Raw genomic sequence first — 19,958 nt, forward strand, 5'->3', positions numbered from 1 at the left:
CCCTTGGACCGGGCGACTAGGGCCTATCCACGAATGAGGTTCCGCAGGACGTACTGCATGATGCCGCCGTTGCGGTAGTAGTCCGCCTCACCCGGGGTGTCGATGCGGACGACCGCGTCGAACTCCACGCCCGAGTCGGTGGTCACCTTGACCGTGCGCGGCGTGGTGCCGTCGTTCAGCGCGGTGACGCCGGAGATGGAGAAGGTCTCCTCACCGGTCAGGCCGAGGGAGTCGGCGGAGCCGCCCTCCGGGAACTGCAGCGGCAGGACGCCCATGCCGATGAGGTTCGAGCGGTGGATGCGCTCGTACGACTCGGCGATGACGGCCTTGACGCCGAGCAGCGCGGTGCCCTTGGCGGCCCAGTCGCGGGACGAACCTGAGCCGTACTCCTTGCCGGCAAGGATCACCAGCGGGGTGCCGGCGGCCTGGTAGTTCTGCGAGGCGTCGTAGATGAACGACACCGGACCGCCGTCCTGGGTGAAGTCGCGGGTGTAGCCGCCCTCGGTGCCCGGCGCGATCTGGTTGCGCAGACGGATGTTGGCGAAGGTGCCGCGGATCATGACCTCGTGGTTGCCGCGGCGCGAGCCGTAGCTGTTGAAGTCACGGCGCTCGACACCGTGCTCCGTGAGGTACTTGCCGGCCGGGGTGTCGGCCTTGATGGCACCGGCCGGGGAGATGTGGTCGGTGGTGACCGAGTCGCCCAGCTTCGCCAGCACACGGGCGCCGGAGATGTCGGCGACCGGGGTCGTCTCCATCGTCATGCCCTCGAAGTACGGGGGCTTGCGCACGTAGGTGGACTGCGGGTCCCACTCGAAGGTGTTGCCGGTCGGGATCGACAGGGCCTGCCACTGGGCGTCGCCCGCGAAGACGTCGGCGTAGGACTTGTTGAACATGTCCTCGCCGATGGCGTTGGCGACGACGTCGTTGACCTCGGCCTCGGTCGGCCAGATGTCCTTCAGGTAGACCGGCTTGCCGTCCTGGTCGATGCCCAGGGCGTCCTTGGTGATGTCCACCTTCATGGAGCCGGCGAGGGCGTACGCGACGACCAGCGGCGGGGACGCCAGGTAGTTCATCTTGACGTCGGGGTTGATCCGGCCCTCGAAGTTGCGGTTGCCGGAGAGCACCGACGTGACGGCCAGGTCGTGGTCGTTGACGGCCTTGGAGACCTCGTCCGGCAGCGGGCCGGAGTTGCCGATGCAGGTGGTGCAGCCGTAACCGACCAGGTTGAAGCCGACCTTGTCGAGGTAGGGGGTCAGGCCCGCCTTGTCGAAGTAGTCGGTGACGACCTTGGAGCCCGGGGCGAGGGTGGTCTTGACCCACGGCTTGCGGGTCAGGCCCTTCTCGACCGCCTTCTTCGCCACCAGCGCGGCGGCGACCATGACGTACGGGTTCGAGGTGTTGGTGCAGGAGGTGATCGCGGCGACGGTGACGGCGCCGTGGTCGATCTCGTAGGTCGAACCGTCGGGGGCGGTGACGGTGACCGGCTTCGACGGTCCGCCGTTCGGCGTGTTCGCCGGGGCGTCGGAGGCCGGGAAGGACTCCTTGCTCGCCTCCATGTCGTCGTCCACGTAGTTGCGGACGTCCTGGACGAACTGCTGGGCGGCGTCGGCCAGGACGATGCGGTCCTGCGGACGCTTCGGGCCGGCGATGGAGGGGACGACCGTGGAGAGGTCGAGCTCGAGCTTCTCGGAGAAGTCGGGCTCGGCGGCCGGGTCGAGCCAGAGGCCCTGCTCCTTGGCGTACGCCTCGACGAGCGCGACCTGCTGCTCGGAGCGGCCGGTCAGCTTGAGGTAGCTCAGGGTCTCGTCGTCGATCGGGAAGATCGCGGCGGTGGAGCCGAACTCCGGCGACATGTTGCCGATGGTGGCGCGGTTGGCCAGCGACGTGGCGGCGACGCCCTCGCCGTAGAACTCGACGAACTTGCCGACGACACCGTGCTTGCGCAGCATCTCGGTGATCGTGAGCACCAGGTCGGTGGCGGTGGTGCCGGGCTTGAGCTCACCGGTCAGCTTGAAGCCCACGACGCGCGGGATGAGCATGGAGACCGGCTGGCCGAGCATCGCGGCCTCGGCCTCGATGCCGCCGACGCCCCAGCCGAGCACACCGAGGCCGTTGACCATGGTGGTGTGCGAGTCGGTGCCGACGAGGGTGTCGGGGTACGCCTGGCCGTTCCGGACCATGACGGTACGGGCCAGGTGCTCGATGTTCACCTGGTGGACGATGCCGGTGCCGGGCGGGACGACCTTGAACTCGTCGAACGCGGTCTGGCCCCAGCGCAGGAACTGGTAACGCTCCTTGTTGCGGCCGTACTCGAGCTCCACGTTCTGGCCGAAGGCGTCCGCCGTGCCGAACTTGTCGGCGATGACCGAGTGGTCGATGACCAGCTCGGCCGGGGCCAGCGGGTTGATCTTGGCCGGGTCGCCGCCGAGCTCCTTGACGGCCTCACGCATGGTGGCGAGGTCGACGACACAGGGAACACCGGTGAAGTCCTGCATGATCACGCGGGCCGGCGTGAACTGGATCTCCTGGCTGGGCTGCGCCTGGGAGTCCCAGGTGCCGAGCGCCCGGATGTGGTCGGCGGTGATGTTCGCGCCGTCCTCGGTGCGGAGCAGGTTCTCCAGCAGGACCTTGAGGCTGTAGGGAAGGCGCGCGGCGCCCTCGACCTTGTCCAGCCTGAAGATCTCGTACGACTCGTCGCCCACCTGCAGCGTGCTGCGGGCGTCGAAGCTGTTCGCCGACACGACAGTCTCCTTCATCAATATGCGCGTACTACCTCAATGCTGCCGCCACGGCTCCTCGCCGATCCGCTAAGGTAAGGCTTAGTTAGGTAACCCTTACCGACTGGCGGCTTGCGGTACGCCTTCGGCAGATATCTCGATGTCGAGATAACTCTAGTACATGACCGCTGCGGGGTCATGCCGGGACACCCCCTGACCGCCCTCGTCCCCGTCGAGGCGTCCGGCCGGCGAACCCGGTCGTCCGGCGTTTCGTGGGCGGGCACGCGCCGGATGGTGGAACCCGGCAGTTCCCTCGACCGTGGAACGTATGAGGCGCGACGCATCGCCGGACATCGCACCCGGGACACCTGCGCCGGCCGGGCCGCCTTACACGTCCTCGACAGGACGGCTGGTCGGTCTGGATCTGGCCCGGGGGCTGGCGATCCTGGGCATGTACTCCGCGCACCTCGGGCCTGATCCGTCGGTGGGCGGCGCCGTGGGCTGGGCGATGGAGGCGGCCCGAGGGCGTTCGGCGAGCCTGTTCGCCGTGCTGGCCGGCTTCACGCTGGTCATCCTCACCGGCCGGCCGCGGCCGAGAACCGGGCGGGCAGGGCGGCAAGCGGTGGGCAAGGTCCTGATCCGCTCCCTCTTCCTGATCGCTCTGGGCTACGTCCTCACCGCCCTCGACACCCATGTCCTGGTGATCCTGTCCTACTACGGCGTGCTCTTCGTCCTCGCCCTTCCGCTGTACCGGCTCAGGGCTGCCACTCTGGGCGCGATCGCCGCGGCATCGGCACTCGTCCTGCCCCACGTCCTCTATCTGCTGCGGGCAGCGGTCGACGAAGGAAGCTGGGCGGACACGCTCGTCGCCCACGACCCGCTGGCCCGCGCCACCGATTCGGACGGACTCCTCGAGCTGTTCGTCACGGGCGCCTACCCCGTCCTGACCTGGCTGCCGCTCATCGTCGCGGGGATGGCGGTGGCCCGACTGGACCTTCGGCGGCCGGGCGTCGTGGGCAGGGTGGGACTGCTCGGTGGCGTGCTGGCCGTCGTCGGGTACGGCGGATCATGGCTGGCCCTGCACCTTGTTCCGGGGGCACTGGAGGGGGTGCGGGAAGCCTCGGGCACCGGGGCCGCGGCATCGGCCTGGTGGTCCGGCGCCGTGGGCGCGGACCCCGTCCCCGGCGTGCCGGCATGGCTTGTGGTGGCCTCCCCGCACAGCCAGACGACGCTGTCCGTTCTGGCCAACACCGGCGTGGCCCTGGCGGTGGTGGCCGCCTGTCTCATCGGCACGGGCCGGTCGGCGCGTCTGCGATGGGTCGCCACGCCCGTCAGCGCGGTCGGATCGATCGCGCTGACCGTGTACGTCGGCCACATCGTCGCCATCGAAGTGCTGGACCCCCGTGACCTGCCGGACTCCGCCGCCTTGCCGGTCCTCCTCTGCTTCGCCGCGGCAGCCATGCTCTTCGCCCTCGTGTGGACCCGCTTCTTCAGGCGCGGGCCTCTGGAGTACCTGATGCACGCGCTCACGATGCCCGCCCGCCTGATCCCGTGACGCAGGTTCTGGACGAGCCGGTGTCAAGCGCGCAGGTACGTGAGGACGGCGAGCACCCGGCGGTGCGTCTCCTCCGCCGGCGGCAGGTCGAGTTTGGCCAGGATGGAGCCGATGTGCTTGCCCACGGCCGCCTCGGAGACGACCAGTTGGCGGGCGATCGCGTTGTTGGACTTCCCCTCGGCGACCAGGCCCAGCACCTCCCGCTCGCGCGGTGTCAGCCGCTCCAGCGGGTCGCGGCGGCGGCGGATCAGCTGACGTACCACCTCCGGGTCGACGACCGTCCCGCCGGAGGCGACCTCCTGGAGCGCGGCGTGGAACTCCTCGACCTGGCCCACCCGGTCCTTCAGGAGATAGCCGACACCGGAGCCGTCCCCCGAGTCGAGCAGCTCGGAGGCGTACGTGCGCTGGACGTACTGGCTGAGCACGAGCACGGGCAGGGACGGACGCTCGGTCCGCAGCCGCACCGCCGCCTTCATCCCCTCGTCCTGGAAGCCGGGCGGCATCCGGACGTCGGTGACGACGATGTCCGGCGTGTGTTCCGCGACCGCGGTCAGCAGTGCGCCGGCGTCGCCCACCGCGGCGACGACCTCGTGTCCGAAGCGGGCCAGCAGGGCGATGAGCCCCTCCCTGAGCAGCACGCTGTCCTCGGCCAGCACTACGCGCAGTGCTCGGTCCTCCACTCGCAAGGGATCTCCACACGCAGCAGGGTCGGTCCACCGGGCGGGCTGGACAGGGAGATTGTGCCATCGAGCACGGACACCCGGTCCGCGAGTCCGGTCAGGCCGCTGCCCCGCCCCGCGTCGGCTCCTCCCCTGCCGTCGTCGCGCACTTCGAGAGCCAGCAGGCCGCCGTCGTGGCGGCCGGTGACCTCGGCGCGGCTCGCCCCGCTGTGTCTGCCGATGTTCGCGAGGGCCTCGCAGACCACGAAGTACGCGGCGGCCTCGACGGCCTCCGGCAGCCGGTCCGGGAGGTCGAGGGTGACGTCCACCGGGACGGCGGACCGGTCGGCGGCGTCGGCGACGGCCGCCCCGAGGCCGTGGTCGGCGAGAACCTTGGGGTGGATGCCGTGGATCAGGTCGCGCAGTTCGGCCAGCGCCCTGCCCGCCTCGTCGTGCGCCTTGGCGAGCTGGTCGGCGAGCGGACCGGGCGGCGCGTCGAGGCGCGCGAGTCCGAGGGCCATGGAGAGAGCCACCAGGCGCTGCTGGGCGCCGTCGTGGAGGTCGCGTTCGATCCGGCGCCGCTCCGCCTCGAAGGCGTCCACCAACCGGACCCTGGAGCGGACCAGTTCGGCGACCCGCTCCTGCCGCTCGGGGTCCGCGGGCACGAGGAGGACCCGGGTCAGCTCGGCGCGCCCGGCGGCGAAGGCGCCGAGGACGTAGCCGCTCACCGCGAGCAGCAGCAGTCCCACGGCCGCGGCGGCGAACGCCTGCGGCCACGAGGTCGCCAGCCACAGCTTGAGCACCCGCACCTCCTCGCCCCCGCCCACCGTGGCCATCAGCAGCGGTGCGCCCAGCAGTCCCAGCGGCACGCCGAGCACGACCACGGCCACCAGCAGGTCCAGCGGCCACAGCACGGTCGCGAGGACCAGCGCGAAGCCCAGCTCCCGCCAGGTCGCCGGCTCACGGAAACGGGTACGCGCCCACACCACCGGCCCGGGCCCGTCCGGCGGCCGGTGGGGGCTGCGGACCGGCCTGCTGTCGACGAGCCGGAGCCTGCGCCGTTCGAGAGCCGCCACCGGCAGCCCGGAGAGCGCCAGCACGACGAGCAGTGGCAGCCCGACGAGAACCACCGCGAGCACCCCGCCGACGGCGATGCCCACGAGCAGCACCACGAGCACGGCGAGGCCGACCGGCGCACTGCTGAGCAGATAACCGGCCGCCCGCCAGGGCCATGCGGAGAGCAGGTAACGAGGGTGCGCGAGAGCCTGCCGCACGCTGAGGAGACGCATGCCGATCACCGTAGAAGCCGGGGCCCGGCCGCAGCCATCCGCCCAGGCGGACAACGGAGGTAGGGCCTGCCCTACCTTCCATTTGTCCTGATTCATCGGGCATTTCCGCCTATTCCTCTCACGCGTGCGACCGTCTTCCGGTTGCCGACGACCGGCGAGGGGCTCACCATCGAGACAGACTCTGCGCTTGACAGGGTGTCACCCGAACAGCGGACCCCCGATGCGACGTCATCTCATATGTGAGATAGCCTCACCGACATGTCAGACGACTACCTCGTACGTATCGGCAAGCTCATCCGTGACGCCCGACAGCATCGTGGCTGGACACAGACGCAGCTCGCCGAAGCACTCGGCACCAGCCAGAGCGCGGTGAACCGCATCGAGCGCGGCAATCAGAACATCAGCCTTGAGATGATCGCTCGCATCGGCGAAGCGCTCGACAGCGAAATCGTCTCTCTCGGTTACGCCGGTCCGATGCATCTGCGCGTGGTCGGCGGGCGCCGGCTCTCCGGCTCCATCGACGTAAAGACGAGCAAGAACGCCTGCGTGGCACTTCTCTGCGGTTCGCTGCTCAACAGCGGCCGCACGGTGCTGCGCCGCGTCGCCCGGATCGAAGAGGTCTACCGGCTGCTGGAGGTCCTCAACTCCATCGGCGTGCGGACCCGTTGGATCAACGACGGACACGACCTGGAGATCGTCCCGCCGGCCGGCTTCGACATGGACGCGATGGACGTGGAGGCCGCCCGCCGGACCCGGTCCATCATCATGTTCCTCGGCCCCCTGCTGCACCGGATGGACAACTTCCGCCTGCCGTACGCCGGCGGCTGCGACCTCGGGACGCGGACCATCGAGCCGCACATGATCGCCCTGCGCCGCTTCGGCCTGGACATCACGGCGACGGAGGGCATCTACCACGCGGTGGTGGACCGCTCCGTCTCCCCCAGCCGCCCCATCGTGCTGACCGAGCGCGGCGACACCGTGACCGAGAACGCGCTGCTGGCCGCCGCCAGGTACGACGGCGTCACCGTCATCCGCAACGCCTCCTCCAACTACATGGTCCAGGACCTGTGCTTCTTCCTGGAGGCGCTCGGCGTCAAGGTCGAGGGCGTCGGCTCGACGACACTGACCGTGCACGGCGTCCCGAACATCGACGTCGACGTCGACTACTCCCCCTCGGAGGACCCGGTCGAGGCGATGAGCCTGCTGGCCGCCGCCGTCGTCACCGAGTCAGAGCTGACGATCCGCCGGGTGCCGATCGAGTTCCTCGAGATCGAGCTCTCGGTACTCGAGGAGATGGGCCTCGACCACGACCGCACCCCGGAGTACGCCGCGGACAACGGGCGCACCCGGCTGGTGGACCTGACGGTGCGGCCCTCCAAGCTCGAGGCGCCCATCGACAAGATCCACCCCATGCCGTTCCCCGGCCTGAACATCGACAACGTGCCGTTCTTCGCGGCGATCGCGGCCGTCGCCCAGGGCCAGACCCTGATCCACGACTGGGTCTACGACAACCGGGCCATCTACCTGACGGACCTCAACCGCCTCGGCGGCCGCCTCCAACTCCTCGACCCGCACCGCGTCCTGGTGGAGGGCCCGACGCGCTGGCGCGCCGCCGAGATGATGTGCCCGCCCGCGCTGCGCCCGGCGGTGGTCGTCCTGCTGGCGATGATGGCCGCCGAGGGCACGTCGGTGCTGCGCAACGTCTACGTGATCAACCGCGGCTACGAGGACCTGGCCGAGCGGCTCAACTCCGTGGGCGCGCAGATCGAGATCTTCCGCGACATCTGACGGACGAGTCCCCCGCACCCCCCTTCTGCCCGGCGGAAGGGGGGTGCGTCGTCATGCGGGTCAGGTCGAGATGGCCTCGAGCAGGTCGCCGACCTTGGGGTCGGGCAGGGCCCGTGCCACGTCGGCCTGGGCGACGATCCCGACCAGCGTGTGGCCGTCGATGACCGGAAGCCGGCGCACCTTGTGCCGGCTCATCGTCCGCAGGATCTCTTCCGCTTCGTCGTCGGCGCCGATGGTCACCACTTCCCCCTGGGCGAGGTCGCCGGCCTTCACCCGGGCGGGATCATCACCGGCACCCAGAACCTTCACGACGATGTCGCGGTCGGTGAGCATGCCCTTGAGCTTGTCGTCGGTGCCGCAGATGGGCAGGGCTCCGATGCCGAGTTCGGTCATCTTCTTCGCCGCGTCCAGGGCGGTCTCCTCGGCGCCGATGCAGGTGGCGTCCGGGGTCATGATCTCGCGTGCGGTCGTCATCGTGGACTTCTCCTCCTTGTTCCCGGCGGACTCGGTGGGTGCGCCTGCGGTGGTGGCCGGCGGGGTGCCGAGAACGCCGTCGCCGTCGCCCCGGCGCAGCACGGCGTAACCGACCCCGATCCCCAGGGCGACGGGCCATTCCAGTACGTCCGCGGCCCCGAGGACGCCCAGGCCGAGGTAGAGCGGGAGGCCCTTCTTGGCGGGCAGGACCTGGCGGGCCACGGCGACGGGGAGCATCGCGGCGTTCAGTGCGCCGCTTGCCACCTGGCCGGGCGAGGGCATGGTCAGGGAGGCCGTGCGCTGCTTCGCCGCCGACGGGGGTGGGGCGGCCTCGGAAGGGGGCCCGGCAAGGCGCTCGCCGGGGGCGGCCGTTCCGGTGCCGGACGGGAAGTGAGTTCGGGGTGTGGAGGTCACTGGTATCGCCTCGACTGTTCGATCAGGACTTCTGGAACCCTTATCAATAGGTCTATCCCGTATCGCCCCTTTCATGAGCTTCAATGAGACTGCCTCTGAAGGTTCATCCGCACCGACCGCTCTGATGCGAGGAGGCACGCCTCATGCCGCCGGAGCATGCCTCGGCCCTCGGAACGCCGCCGTTCCTGCGTTCGATCGTCTCCGGCGTCGCTTCTCGCGCGGCGTCCGGTGCCCGGGCCGCCTGGGGAATGGCCGAAGGTCTTCTGGCCGGGCCCGGCCGTGAGGTGTGGTGGTCGTCCGAGCGCTGTTACATCGCCGTCTGCGGGGTCCACGGTGAGGGAGGCGAGGCCGTCGCCCGTCGTGTGGAGCGAGCCGTGGAGGGGCATCCGGGGGTGCTGTGGGCGCGGGTGAACGCGCCCATGGAGCGGGTGATCGTCGCGGTCGCGTCGCCTGCTCCCCCCGAGAGTGAGCTCGTCGCGCTGGTCGAGCAGGCCGAAGGCGACCATGCCGCGGACGCGGAGGCGTTCGACGAGTGGCAGCCGGAGCCGCACCACCCCGCGGAGGGTCCGCCTTCCCCGGCGGTGCCGGCCCTGGTGGCGGACACGCTGGGCCTGGCCCTGGTGACGTTCCGGCGGCTCGCTCCCTGGCTCGGCCTGCCGCCGGAGGTCGCCGGTGTCATCGACGCCGTTCGCCAGCATCCCCGGCTTCGGCACCTGGTCGAGGGCATCGGCCCGAGTGAGCAGGTCGATTCGCTGCTTTCGGTGATCGGCGCGCTGGTGCAGGGTGTCGCCACGGGTGGTGGAGGGCTCGCCCTGGACGTGCTGCAACGTCTGGCGGTGTGGCGGGAGGCGGACGCCGAACGCACGGCGTGGCGCGAGCGGGAGGCCCTGCTGGTCCGTGGGCCGGAAGAAGCCGCCGCCGACGCGGTCACGGCCGGCCGGGCGGGCCCGGCGCCGCAGGACGGCGCCGACCGGTACGCCGAGCGGTCGATGGCGGCGGGCCTCGCAGCCGGTACGGCCGCCTTGCCGTTCGCCGGCCTCCGTAAGGCGATCGCGGTCGGTCTGGCCTCGGTGCCGAAGGCGCCCGGCGCGGGGCGTGAGGGCTTCGCCACGGCTCTGGGCCGGTACCTGGCCCTGCGCGGTGTCGTGACGATGGACCGCACCGCGCTGCGACGCCTGGGCCAGGTGGACACCATCGTCCTGGAGGAAAACGCTCTTCGGGGGGACCGGTACGAGCCGGTGGACCTGGAGCTGCTGGAGGGCGCTGATCCCGAGCAGGTCTCCGAGCGGCTGTTCGCGCTCTTCGACTCCGATACGCCGCTGGCCGTCAGTCGCGCGGGCGACTGGGTGCTGGGGCCGCTGGACGAGCTGGACCTCGAAGGGCGGAGCGGTGGCAAGGCGGCGAAACGGCTGCGGCGGCGGGGCAGCGAGAAGACCCTCGGGCTGGCTCAGGGCCGTCGGCTCCAGGCGGTGGCGGGACTGGGCACCGAGTCGGCGCCCGGAGCCGAGGCCGTCGCCGCGGCGGCGCGACGGGCCGGGGCGCGGGTCGTGGTCGCTTCCGACCAGGAAAGCCCCGGCCTGACGTTCGCCGACGCTGTAGTGCCGGCGGGCGACCGCCTGGCGGCCTCGGTCCGTGACCTCCAGGCCGAGGGCGCGGTCGTTCTGCTGATCTCCGGTGACCGCCGCGCGCTCGCCGCGGCCGACTGTGCGATCGGCGTGCAACGCGAGGACGCGCACACCCCGTGGGGCGCCCACGTTCTGGTCGGGGCGGACCTCGAGGCGGCGGGCTTGATCGTCGACGCGGTAGGGGTGGCCGCCGTGGTCGACCGCGACAGCCACTACCTGGCCGCCGGAGGGAGCGGGGTCGGCGCCGTCGCCGCCCTCCAGGGACCGGCCTGGCGGGCGACCTCGCGGGCACTCGCCGTGAGCAACACGGCCGGGGCCGTGGCCTTCTGCCTCGGCACCTGGCGCGCCCGGCAGTTGCTGAGCCGTCCCTTCACGCCGCCGGTGACCCACGTCCCCTGGCACCTCATGCCCGCGGAGCGCGTCATGGAGCGGCTGGGAACGCGCGCGGAGGGCCTCTCCGTGCAGGAGGCGGCCGCTCGCAGCCCCGAGGCGCACGCGGGCGAGCCGACGAAGCTGACCTTGCCGTACGCGTTCGTCGAAGAGCTCTCCAATCCGCTCACCCCGATCCTCGCCGCCGGCGCCGCTCTCGCGGCGGCCGTGGGGTCCCGGACCGACGCCGCTCTGGTCGCCGCCATCACCAGCGTCTCCGCACTGGTCGGCGGCGTCCAGCGCGTGCGGACGGATCACGCGCTCGCCGAGCTCTTCGCCCGGTCGGCCATCGGGGCGCGTGTGCGACGCGAGGGGCGGGAGCGTCTGGTCGCCTCGGGGGATCTCGTCCCCGGCGACATCGTCTCTCTGAGGCCCGACTTCGTGGTGCCCGCGGACTGCCGGCTGCTGGAGGCGGAAGGCCTCGAGGTCGACGAGTCCTCGCTCACCGGGGAATCCCTGGCCGTGAGCAAAGATCCCGCGCCGGTGGTCGCAGCGCACATCACCGGACGCCGCTCGATGCTCTACGAGGGCACGACCGTCTCCGCCGGACGAGCCGTCGCCGTCGTCGTGGCGACCGGCTCGGCGACGGAAGCGGGACGCAGTCTCGCCACCGCCCGCCAGGCCGCACCGGAAACGGGCGTGGAGGCCCGGCTGTCCTCGCTCACCCGCGCCAGCATGCCCATCGCCCTGGGGTCCGCCGCCGCCGTCGCCCTCTCCGGCCTCCTCCACGGCCGCCCCCTGACCGACAATCTCGCCTCCGCCGTCAACCTGGCCGTCGCCTCCGTCCCCGAAGGTCTGCCCTTCCTCGTCAACGCCGCTCAGCTCGCCGCCGCGCGCCGCCTGGCCGACCGGGGCGCCCTCGTGCGCAATCCCCGCACGATCGAGGCGCTGGGCAGGGCCGACGTCCTCTGCTTCGACAAGACCGGGACGCTGACCGAGGGAACCCTGGAGCTCTCCGGCGTCAGTCACGGCGAAGACGCCGCCGCCCTCGACCGGCTCGACAACCGCCACAAGGACGTGCTCGCCGCGGCGCTGCGTGCCACGCCGCCCGCCCGTCAGGCCGAACCGATGGCCCATCGGACCGACCGGGCCATCGTGGACGGCGCTCGCCGGGCGAACGTCACCACCCGCACCGGCGCGCCCCGTTGGCGGCGGACGGACACCCTTCCCTTCGAGCCGGCCAGGGCCTACCACGCCACCGTCGGCCACGCCGGCGGCGGTGTTCTGCTCAGCGTGAAGGGAGCGCCGGAGAACGTCGTCGACCGATGCACCCGGCGTCGGCAGCCGCACGGTGCCGTGGCCCTCGACGACGCGGCCAGGAGCGCCCTCGCCGGAGCGGCCGAGGACCTCGCCGCGGCGGGCCGAAGGGTCCTGGCCGTGGCGGAACGCCGCATGGAGACCGGTGAGGAGCTCACGGACGAAGCCGTGCAGGAGCTGGTCTTCCTCGGCTTCGTCACACTCGCCGATCCGGTGCGCGACAGCGCGGCGCCCGCGACGGCCCGGCTGCGCGAGGCCGACGTGCACACCGTCATGCTCACCGGCGACCACCCGGCCACCGCGGACGCCATCGCCTCCACCATCAGTGGCGACGTCACGCAGCCGAAGGTCTGCACGGGCCCGGAGATCGACGAGCTGGACGACGCCGCCCTGGACGAGCTGCTGCCCACCGTCGACGTCATCGCGCGCTGCAGCCCCGGTCACAAGGTGAGGATCGTCCAGGCCTACCAGCGCATCGGCAGAGTCGTGGCCATGACCGGCGACGGGGCGAACGACGCACCCGCCATCCGCCTCGCCGACGTCGGCATCGCGCTCGGGCGCCGGGGCACCCCGGCGGCGACCGCGGCCGCGGACCTCGTCGTGACCGACGACCGGCTGGAGACGATCGTCTCCGCGCTCATGGAGGGCCGCGCCATGTGGACCTCCGTCCGTGCGGCGCTCGCCATCCTCATCGGCGGGAACCTCGGCGAGGTCACCTTCAGCGTCCTCACCTCCGCGATCACCGGCGCCACGCCGCTGAACGCACGTCAAATCATGCTGGTGAACCTGCTCACCGACCTCGCCCCGTCCCTCGCCATCGCGGTGCGTGAGCCGTCCGGCCAGTCCGGCGAGCGCCTCCTCGCCGAGGGACCCCACCGCTCACTGGGCACCGCCCTCACCCACGAGATGCTGGCCCGCGGCATCGTCACGGCCCTCGGCGCCGGCCTCGCGTGGACGGCGGCCCGTCTCACGGGCCGCGGGCGGCGCGCGGCCACCGTGGCCCTCGCCGCCGTCGTCGGCACCCAGCTCGCTCAGACCCTCACCACCGGCGGCACCGACCGGAACGTGCTGGTGGCCGGGCTCGGCTCCGCGGCCGTCCTCGTCGCCATCATCCAGGTCCCCGGCGTCAGCCAGTTCTTCGGCTGCACCCCGCTCGGGCCCGTCGCCTGGGGCATCACCTTCGGCGCCGTCGCCAGTGCCACTCTCCTCGGCCACTTCCTCGCGCCGTGGGTCATCTCCCGTCTCGCACCGGGCGACAACGGGTGATCCGCCGGCTCAGGGCTGCGGGGAAGGTGCCGGGCCCTCACGCGTCCGACGCGGTCAGCCACTCCCTGATCCCCGCCAGCGCGCCCGGGCCGTAGTCGGAGCCGACGCCCTGGACGAGATCGGCGATCGACACGGCGCGCAACGCCGCTCGCCATGCCGCGTCCGCCCCGGCCATCGCGCGGGCGATCGCGCAGGGCACGGTGCACGACTCGGCCGGGGTGGCCAGCGGACCCCTCTGGCGGATCTCGGTGCACGTGAAGGCCTGGCCGGGACCGTCGACCGCCTCGACCACGTCGAGCACGGTGATCGACGCGGGTTCCCGGGTGAGTACGTAGCCGCCCGCCTTGCCCTGCACCGAACGCACGAGCCCGGCGCGGGACAGGGCTTGCAGCTGTTTGGCCAGATAGCTCGCCGAGACGTCGTGCAGCTCCGCCAGCCGGGTCGCGGGGACGGGCTCCTCGACGGAGGTGAGCACGACGCAGCAATGCAGGGCCCACTCGACTCCGCCGGACATCTTCATTCAGTCACTCTAACGACGCGCTTGACTCGGACAACACATGTCCAAGTATAGTCTCGGACAGAAAGTGTCCGAGTTTGACGTACGCGGCGCCTCTATGAGGTTGTATGCCATATTGCGGACATATCCCCCGACGAAGGGCATGTCATGAAGTTCGCGGTCATCGGCGGTACCGGGCTCATCGGGTCACAGGTCGTCGACCAGCTGAACGCCGCCGGTCATGAGGCGGTACCGCACGCACTGTCCACCGGAGTGGACGTCATCAGCGGCCAGGGACTGGACGAGGCGGTGGCGGGGGCCGACGTCGTCGTCAACCTCACCAACTCCCCGACCTTCGACGAAGCCTCCCCCGCCTTCTTCCGGACCTCTATGGACAACCTGCTGGCCGCGGCCGAGAAGGGCGGCGTCCGACACTTCGTGATCCTGTCGATCGTCGGCGTGGACCAGGTGCCGGAGCTGGACTACTACCGGGCCAAGGTCCTCCAGGAGGACATCCTCAAGGCCGGACCGGTCCCCTACTCGATCGTCCGCGCCACGCAGTTCATGGAGTTCGTCGACGCGGTCCTGTCCTGGACCGCCGACGGCGACACCGTCCGGCTGCCCGCCACCCCGATCCAGCCGATCGCCTCCAAGGATGTGGCCCGCGCGGTGGCGGAAGTCGCCACGGGCTCGCCGCTGGGCGGCGTTCACAACATCGCCGGCCCCGAGATCTTCCCCCTGGACGAACTCGGCCGGATCACGCTGGCCCACCACTCCGACGGCCGCACCGTCGTCACCGACCCCGCCGCCGGCATGTTCGGCGCCGTCAAGGGTGACGTCCTCACCGACAAGGACGCCCACCTCGCCCCCACCCGCTACGCCGACTGGCTCTCCTGAACCCCGTGGGCGGCCGTCGGGGCGGCCGCCCACGCGTCAGCCGGTGCGGACCGCCGTGACCGTGAAGCGTTCGACCTCCGCGATGTGGCCGCCCGTGGACGCGACGACCGTCAGCACCGGGTCGACGGCGCCGGTGAAGGAGACGGACGACCTCCACGGTTGGCTGTTGCCGCCCGCCGACATGCAGCACGAGGTGCCCAGCAGATCCCTCGACGACGGCTGGCGCACGTCCACGCGGACGCTCTCGTCCACGCCGGTGATCCGGCCGCCGACCGTCATCGGGGAACTTGCGACGGAGCCGTAGGCGGGCACGGTCATCGAGAACGTCGTGTCATCGGTGCCCACCACCTCCCAGGGGGCGTCGGGTCCGGTGCCGAAGCGCACGAGGTGGATGACGGCCGCGGTCCCCGTGCTCTCCGTACCGCTCAGGCCGACGCCGATCCGGGCCTCCCTGCCGTCGACGGACCGTGAGGTGACCCGGTCGACCTCCTCGAAGCCCAGGTAGTGCCGGGTGAAGGAGAGTGCGGTCTGTTCCGGGTCGAGGTGCCAGGGCTGGTGGCCGCCGGAACGGAACTCACGCTCCCACTCGCGGGCCTGGTCGACTGTCGTGAAGGGCCACAGCGGCTGGAGGTCCGAGAACCCGGGCAGCGGCGAGCTGCTCCCCGGCGCGGACGCGGTCGCCGAGGGCGTGCCCGGCGCGGTGGTGGCCGTCGGGTCGGGCGCGGGAGCGGACTGCGGCGGCGAGGACGTCGCGGGGCGGGACGACGGTGATTCCGACGCGCTGGCCGACCCACCGGAGCCGGTGCAGCCGACGAGTGCCAGGACGGTCAGGGCCGTCGCGGCGACGAGCCGGTACGGGAGACGGAACGGAAGCGGGAGCCTGGTGTTCATCGATCCCCCAGGAAACGAGTGACGGCCGCGCCTTGTGCGTGCGGCCATGGTGCCACCCCTGCCGACCGCGTCACAGAGCGCGCGGCCCGGCGCCCGTGTATTCCGGCCCGTTTGTTCGGGGAATCGCGCCCGGGAGCGGCCGAAACGGCTCGTATTCCGGTGTGCGGAACGATGACGGCGGAGAATCCATCCTTTGATCTTCACCCGTTCGGCCATGCCCGCCGGACACCGGTCCGACGTGTCGGAATGATGTCGTGGAATGCGTTCGCACTCATCGCCGTCGTGCGGCGGACCTCATGTGCAGAGGGACGGCGGTCGGGCAATCCGCCTGTTCAGCGAAGGGACGTCGCTCCGATGCCGAGGATCGAACTGAACACCGGGAAAGACGCCGGTGTCGAACTCCACTACGAGGACTTCGGAAACGGAAGACCGGTCGTGCTCGTCCACGGCTGGCCGCTGAGCGGCCGGTCCTGGGAGAAACAGATCGCGCCGCTGGTGGAGTCCGGATATCGCGTCATCACCTATGACCGCCGCGGATTCGGGCAGTCGTCCCAGCCGTGGGGCGGCTATCAATACGACACCCTCGCCGACGACCTCGGCGCCCTGCTCGTCCATCTCGACCTCACCGATGTGACGCTGGTCGGCTTTTCCATGGGCGGCGGGGAGGTGGTCCGCTACATCAGCATCTACGGAACCGGGCGGGTCAGGCAGGCCGTGCTGGCGGCCGCCGTGCCGCCGTATCTCTACCGGTCCGCGAACAACCCCGACGGCGGCCTGGACGACGCCACGATCAGCCGCTTCGAGGTGGGTGTCCTCGAGGACCGGCCGGCGTTCGTGGACGGGTTCGTCACCGACTTCTTCCGGGTCGGCGAGCGCACCGATCTCGTCAGCGCCGCGCAGCACGCCTACAACGTAGGTATCGCCACTCTGGCGTCCCCCAAGGCCACGCTCGACTGCATCGCGGCCTTCGCGCGCACCGACTTCCGCGACGATCTCGCCGCGGTGGACGTGCCGACCCTGGTCGTCCACGGCGACTCGGATGCCATCGTCCCGTTCGAAGTCAGCGGCAGGCGGACGCATGAGAGCCTCGCCGACAGCAGCCTGGTCCTGATCGAGGGCGCGCCCCACGGGCTGAACGTGACGCACGCGGACCGGTTCAACCAGGCGCTCCTGGAATTCCTGGCCCGCTGAGCCCTTTACGGGCCCGTGCCGTACGGGAAAGCCGATTGTCGGACCCGCGGTCTAGGTTGGCCGCCATGACGGATTTCGTACTCGTGGCGGGCGCGTGGCTGGGTTCCTCGGCGTGGGAGGAGGTGGTTCCGCGGCTGCGGGCGGCGGGGCACGGCGCTCATGCCGTGACGCTGTCGGGCCTCGGCGAGAGGCGGGGCGAGCCGACGGGCCGGCAGACCCACGTCCGGGACGTCGTCGGTGAGGTCGAGCGGCGCGACCTGCGGGACGTCGTCCTCGTCGGCCACAGCTACGCGGGCATCCCGGTCGGGCAGGCCGCGGAGCGGATCGGCGACCGGCTGACCCGGGTCGTCTTCGTCGACTCGGAGGTGCCGACCGACGGCGCGTCCTTCGCGGACGGCTGGTGGCAGGGCCGGGCGGCCATGGAGGCCGCACTCGCGGAGAACGACGGCTTTTGGGCGCCCCTGACCGCGGCCGACTACGCGGATGCCGGGCAGGGTCTCACGGAGGAGCAGATCGGCCGCATCGTGGCGGGCTCGACGCCGCACCCGGGCGCCTCGCTGACCGACCCGGCCGTGCTGGCGCGCCCGCTCGGCGAGCTTCCGGCGACGTACGTCAAGTGCCTGCTCGACGGCCCGGAGCCGAACGCGACGGTGGCCGCTCTGCTGGCCTCCGAGCGCTGGCGGCTGGTCGAGATGGACACGGGTCACTGGCCGATGTTCTCCCGGCCGCACGAGCTGGCGGAGCTCCTGATGCGGGCGGCCGACGGGTCCTGAGCCCGCGTGGGGCGGCGCCGTGCGGCCCGCGGCAGGGCGAAGGGCCCCGGTTCCTTGCCGGAGCCCTTCGCCGTGAACCGAAGCGGTGGCTGTCAGCCGGGGCCGCGCCTGCGACCACCGCCGCCGCCCCGTCCGCCGGCAGCAGCGGCCATGGCCAGGCCGCAGAGCAGGGCGACCGCACCGACGATGACGTTGCTGACGACACTGCGGGTCGTGTCCATCGCACCGGCTACGACCCAGGGAGCGACGATCGTCCATGCGCCGATGGCGCATGCCGCCCACGCCATGGCGTGGGTGCGCTCGTAGGCGGAGCTGAAGCCGCCCATGCACAGGGCGAAGGCGATACCGGTGATCAGGTTGGACACGGCCAGGTTGGTCAGTCCGCTGAAGCCGACGATCCATGGGGATGCCGCCAGGTAGATACCGGTGACAAGGCCCAGTGTCTCCACGGCCTGGGCGCGTGGAGTGCTGGTCGCCCGCTCGAAGCGGGAACGCATCTCGGCCAGGTCCGGGTGTTGCTCTATGTCTGCGTGGGTGGTCATGGTGGACGCCGCCTCCTACCAGCAGCCTTATGTGTCCTTTATATCCATGGAACGCCTATAACGCCCAGGGGTCAATGGGGAATTTGTCCCGGTACAGGCGGACTTCGGTCCGAAGTGCCCGGGGGTTCAGGCACCCGCACCCGGCGTGACCCCGCCCTTGAGCCGCTCGAGGTCGGACGGGCGGACCTGGATGACCAGCAGCGCGATCAGGGCCGCCAGTACCGCGAAGATCGCCGCCATGATGAACGCCGCGGACACGCCCGAGGTCAGCACCTGGTCCGCCCAGGGCGGCGGGAGTTCGCCGGTGCGCTGGAAGGCGAGCCGCTCCGCCGGGGTCGCCTCCGCCATGAACTGCGGGATCAGGTCCTTCGCCTCGTTGGTGCTCGCCGTGCCGAAGACCGTGACCAGGATCGACAGACCCAGCGAACCGCCCACCTGCTGAGTGGCGTTCAGCAGACCGGACGCCGCGCCGGACTCGTGCACCGGCACGTTGGAGAGCGCCATCAGCGTCAGCGAGACGAACTGCATGCCCATCCCCAGGCTGAAGACCAGCATCGGCCCGAGGATGCTCCCCGCATAGGTGGAGTTGATGTCGGTCAGCGTCAGCCACGCCAGGCCCGCGGCGGCCAGTAGGGCGCCGGTCACCATGAAGGGCTTCGGGCCGTACTTCGGCAGCAGCTGCGAGGCCAGGCCCGCGCCGACGGCGATGACCGCGCTGACGGGGAGGAAGGCCAGGCCGGCGCCCAGGGGCCCGAAGCCCAGCACGTTCTGGACGAACAGGGTCAGGAAGAAGAACATGCCGAACATGGCGGCGGCGAGCGCCAGCATCATGCCGTACGTGCCCGCCCTGTTGCGGTCGGCGAACATGTGCAGCGGCGTGATCGGCTGTTTCGAACGCCTTTCGATGGCGAGGAACCCGCCGAGCAGCACCAGGGCGGCGGCGAACGACGCCAGCGTCCAACTGTCGCTCCATCCCTCCTGCGCGGCGCGGATGAAGCCGTAAACCAGCGCCACCATGCCGAGCGTGGAGGTCAGCGCACCGGCGAAGTCGAAGTGTCCGGGATGGCGTTCCGACTCCTTGATCCACCGGGGCGTGGCGATCGCGATGAGCAGACCGATCGGCACATTGACGAAGAACACCCAGCGCCAGTCGAGCCATTCGACGAGCATGCCGCCGGCGAGCAGGCCGATGGCGCCACCGCCCGCGGACACGGCCGCGAACACGCCGAACGCCCGGTTGCGTGCGGGGCCCTCGGTGAACGTGGTGGTGATCAGCGCGAGCGACGTCGGCGAGGCGATCGCGCCGCCGACGCCCTGGAGTGCCCGGGCGGCGAGCAGCTGGCCGGAGTTCTGGGCGAGTCCGCCGAGCAGGGACGCCAGCACGAAGAGCAGCACACCGAAGATGAACACGCGCCGCCTGCCGAGGATGTCACCGATCCGGCCACCGAGGAGCAGCAGACCGCCGAAGGTGAGCGTGTAGGCGTTGACCACCCAGGACAGGCTGGTGGTGGAGAAGTCCAGGGAGCTCTGGATGTGCGGCAGGGCTATGTTCACGATGGTGATGTCGAGGACCACCATCAGCTGGCAGGACGCGATGACGAACAGAGCCATTCCGTTTCCGCCACCGCGATCGGGGGCGGCGGCCCGGACGGAGGAGGTCGGCTGCGGAGTCGTCATGGCGCATCGTGCCTCGTG

Annotated in this window: 14 protein-coding genes; 6 read left to right on the forward strand and 8 right to left on the reverse strand. The window is 71.0% G+C overall.

Features of this window, described 5'->3' with window-relative positions; genetic code table 11:
* Positions 1-23: 23 nt before the first annotated feature.
* Positions 24-2,741 (reverse strand): aconitate hydratase AcnA, encoded by a 2,718-nt coding sequence (gene acnA, locus ACWGH4_RS07165; protein WP_453456739.1) that lies wholly within the window; start codon positions 2,739-2,741, stop codon positions 24-26.
* Positions 2,742-3,045: 304 nt separating this feature from the next.
* Between acnA and ACWGH4_RS07170 the strand changes: the two genes are divergently transcribed.
* Positions 3,046-4,272, forward strand: a complete 1,227-nt coding sequence (locus ACWGH4_RS07170; protein ID WP_453456742.1) for a DUF418 domain-containing protein — start codon at positions 3,046-3,048, stop codon at positions 4,270-4,272.
* 23 nt (positions 4,273-4,295) lie between these two features.
* Here the strand turns inward: ACWGH4_RS07170 and ACWGH4_RS07175 are convergent, their stop codons facing one another.
* Both ACWGH4_RS07175 and ACWGH4_RS07180 read right to left on the reverse strand, forming a co-directional pair.
* Positions 4,296-4,928 (reverse strand): response regulator, encoded by a 633-nt coding sequence (locus ACWGH4_RS07175; protein ID WP_453456791.1) that lies wholly within the window; start codon positions 4,926-4,928, stop codon positions 4,296-4,298.
* Positions 4,928-6,220, reverse strand: a complete 1,293-nt coding sequence (locus tag ACWGH4_RS07180) for a sensor histidine kinase (RefSeq protein WP_453456745.1) — start codon at positions 6,218-6,220, stop codon at positions 4,928-4,930. Before ACWGH4_RS07180 ends, ACWGH4_RS07175 begins: the two co-directional genes overlap by 1 nt.
* 258 nt (positions 6,221-6,478) lie before the next feature.
* On the opposite strand from ACWGH4_RS07180, the gene ACWGH4_RS07185 reads away from it, so the two are divergent.
* Positions 6,479-8,008 carry a UDP-N-acetylglucosamine 1-carboxyvinyltransferase gene (locus ACWGH4_RS07185; protein ID WP_441264863.1) on the forward strand — a complete coding sequence of 510 codons (1,530 nt, stop codon included), beginning with the start codon at positions 6,479-6,481 and terminating at the stop codon, positions 8,006-8,008.
* Positions 8,009-8,068: 60 nt separating this feature from the next.
* Here ACWGH4_RS07185 and ACWGH4_RS07190 read toward each other — a convergent pair whose 3' ends face one another.
* Positions 8,069-8,482: a CBS domain-containing protein gene (locus ACWGH4_RS07190; protein ID WP_453456794.1), complete on the reverse strand. Its 414-nt coding sequence runs from the start codon at positions 8,480-8,482 to the stop codon at positions 8,069-8,071.
* 557 nt (positions 8,483-9,039) lie between these two features.
* Here ACWGH4_RS07190 and ACWGH4_RS07195 point away from each other — a divergent pair.
* The gene (locus ACWGH4_RS07195; protein WP_453456748.1) at positions 9,040-13,473 is read left to right on the forward strand and encodes an HAD-IC family P-type ATPase; all 4,434 of its coding nucleotides are present in this window, start codon (positions 9,040-9,042) and stop codon (positions 13,471-13,473) included.
* 37 nt (positions 13,474-13,510) lie between these two features.
* Here ACWGH4_RS07195 and ACWGH4_RS07200 read toward each other — a convergent pair whose 3' ends face one another.
* Positions 13,511-13,993, reverse strand: coding sequence for an RrF2 family transcriptional regulator (locus ACWGH4_RS07200; protein ID WP_453456751.1), 483 nt, complete (start codon positions 13,991-13,993; stop codon positions 13,511-13,513).
* A gap of 144 nt (positions 13,994-14,137) precedes the next feature.
* Here ACWGH4_RS07200 and ACWGH4_RS07205 point away from each other — a divergent pair, with 144 nt between their 5' ends.
* Positions 14,138-14,866 (forward strand): SDR family oxidoreductase, encoded by a 729-nt coding sequence (locus tag ACWGH4_RS07205; RefSeq protein ID WP_453456754.1) that lies wholly within the window; start codon positions 14,138-14,140, stop codon positions 14,864-14,866.
* Between the two features lie 36 nt (positions 14,867-14,902).
* On the opposite strand, the gene ACWGH4_RS07210 is transcribed toward ACWGH4_RS07205, so the two are convergent.
* Complete coding sequence (locus tag ACWGH4_RS07210; RefSeq protein WP_453456756.1) at positions 14,903-15,757, reverse strand: hypothetical protein; 855 nt, start codon at positions 15,755-15,757, stop codon at positions 14,903-14,905.
* A 354-nt stretch (positions 15,758-16,111) separates the two neighbouring features.
* On the opposite strand from ACWGH4_RS07210, the gene ACWGH4_RS07215 reads away from it, so the two are divergent.
* Positions 16,112-16,948: an alpha/beta fold hydrolase gene (locus tag ACWGH4_RS07215; RefSeq protein WP_453456759.1), complete on the forward strand. Its 837-nt coding sequence runs from the start codon at positions 16,112-16,114 to the stop codon at positions 16,946-16,948.
* A gap of 65 nt (positions 16,949-17,013) precedes the next feature.
* Complete coding sequence (locus tag ACWGH4_RS07220; RefSeq protein ID WP_453456762.1) at positions 17,014-17,721, forward strand: alpha/beta fold hydrolase; 708 nt, start codon at positions 17,014-17,016, stop codon at positions 17,719-17,721.
* A 92-nt stretch (positions 17,722-17,813) separates the two neighbouring features.
* On the opposite strand, the gene ACWGH4_RS07225 is transcribed toward ACWGH4_RS07220, so the two are convergent.
* Both ACWGH4_RS07225 and ACWGH4_RS07230 read right to left on the reverse strand, forming a co-directional pair.
* Complete coding sequence (locus ACWGH4_RS07225) at positions 17,814-18,263, reverse strand: SPW repeat protein (protein WP_453456765.1); 450 nt, start codon at positions 18,261-18,263, stop codon at positions 17,814-17,816.
* Positions 18,264-18,389: 126 nt separating this feature from the next.
* Positions 18,390-19,874: an MFS transporter gene (locus ACWGH4_RS07230; protein ID WP_453456768.1), complete on the reverse strand. Its 1,485-nt coding sequence runs from the start codon at positions 19,872-19,874 to the stop codon at positions 18,390-18,392.
* Between the last annotated feature and the right edge of the window lie 84 nt (positions 19,875-19,958).

The sequence above is a fragment of the Streptomyces sp. NPDC054847 genome (genome assembly GCF_053610925.1).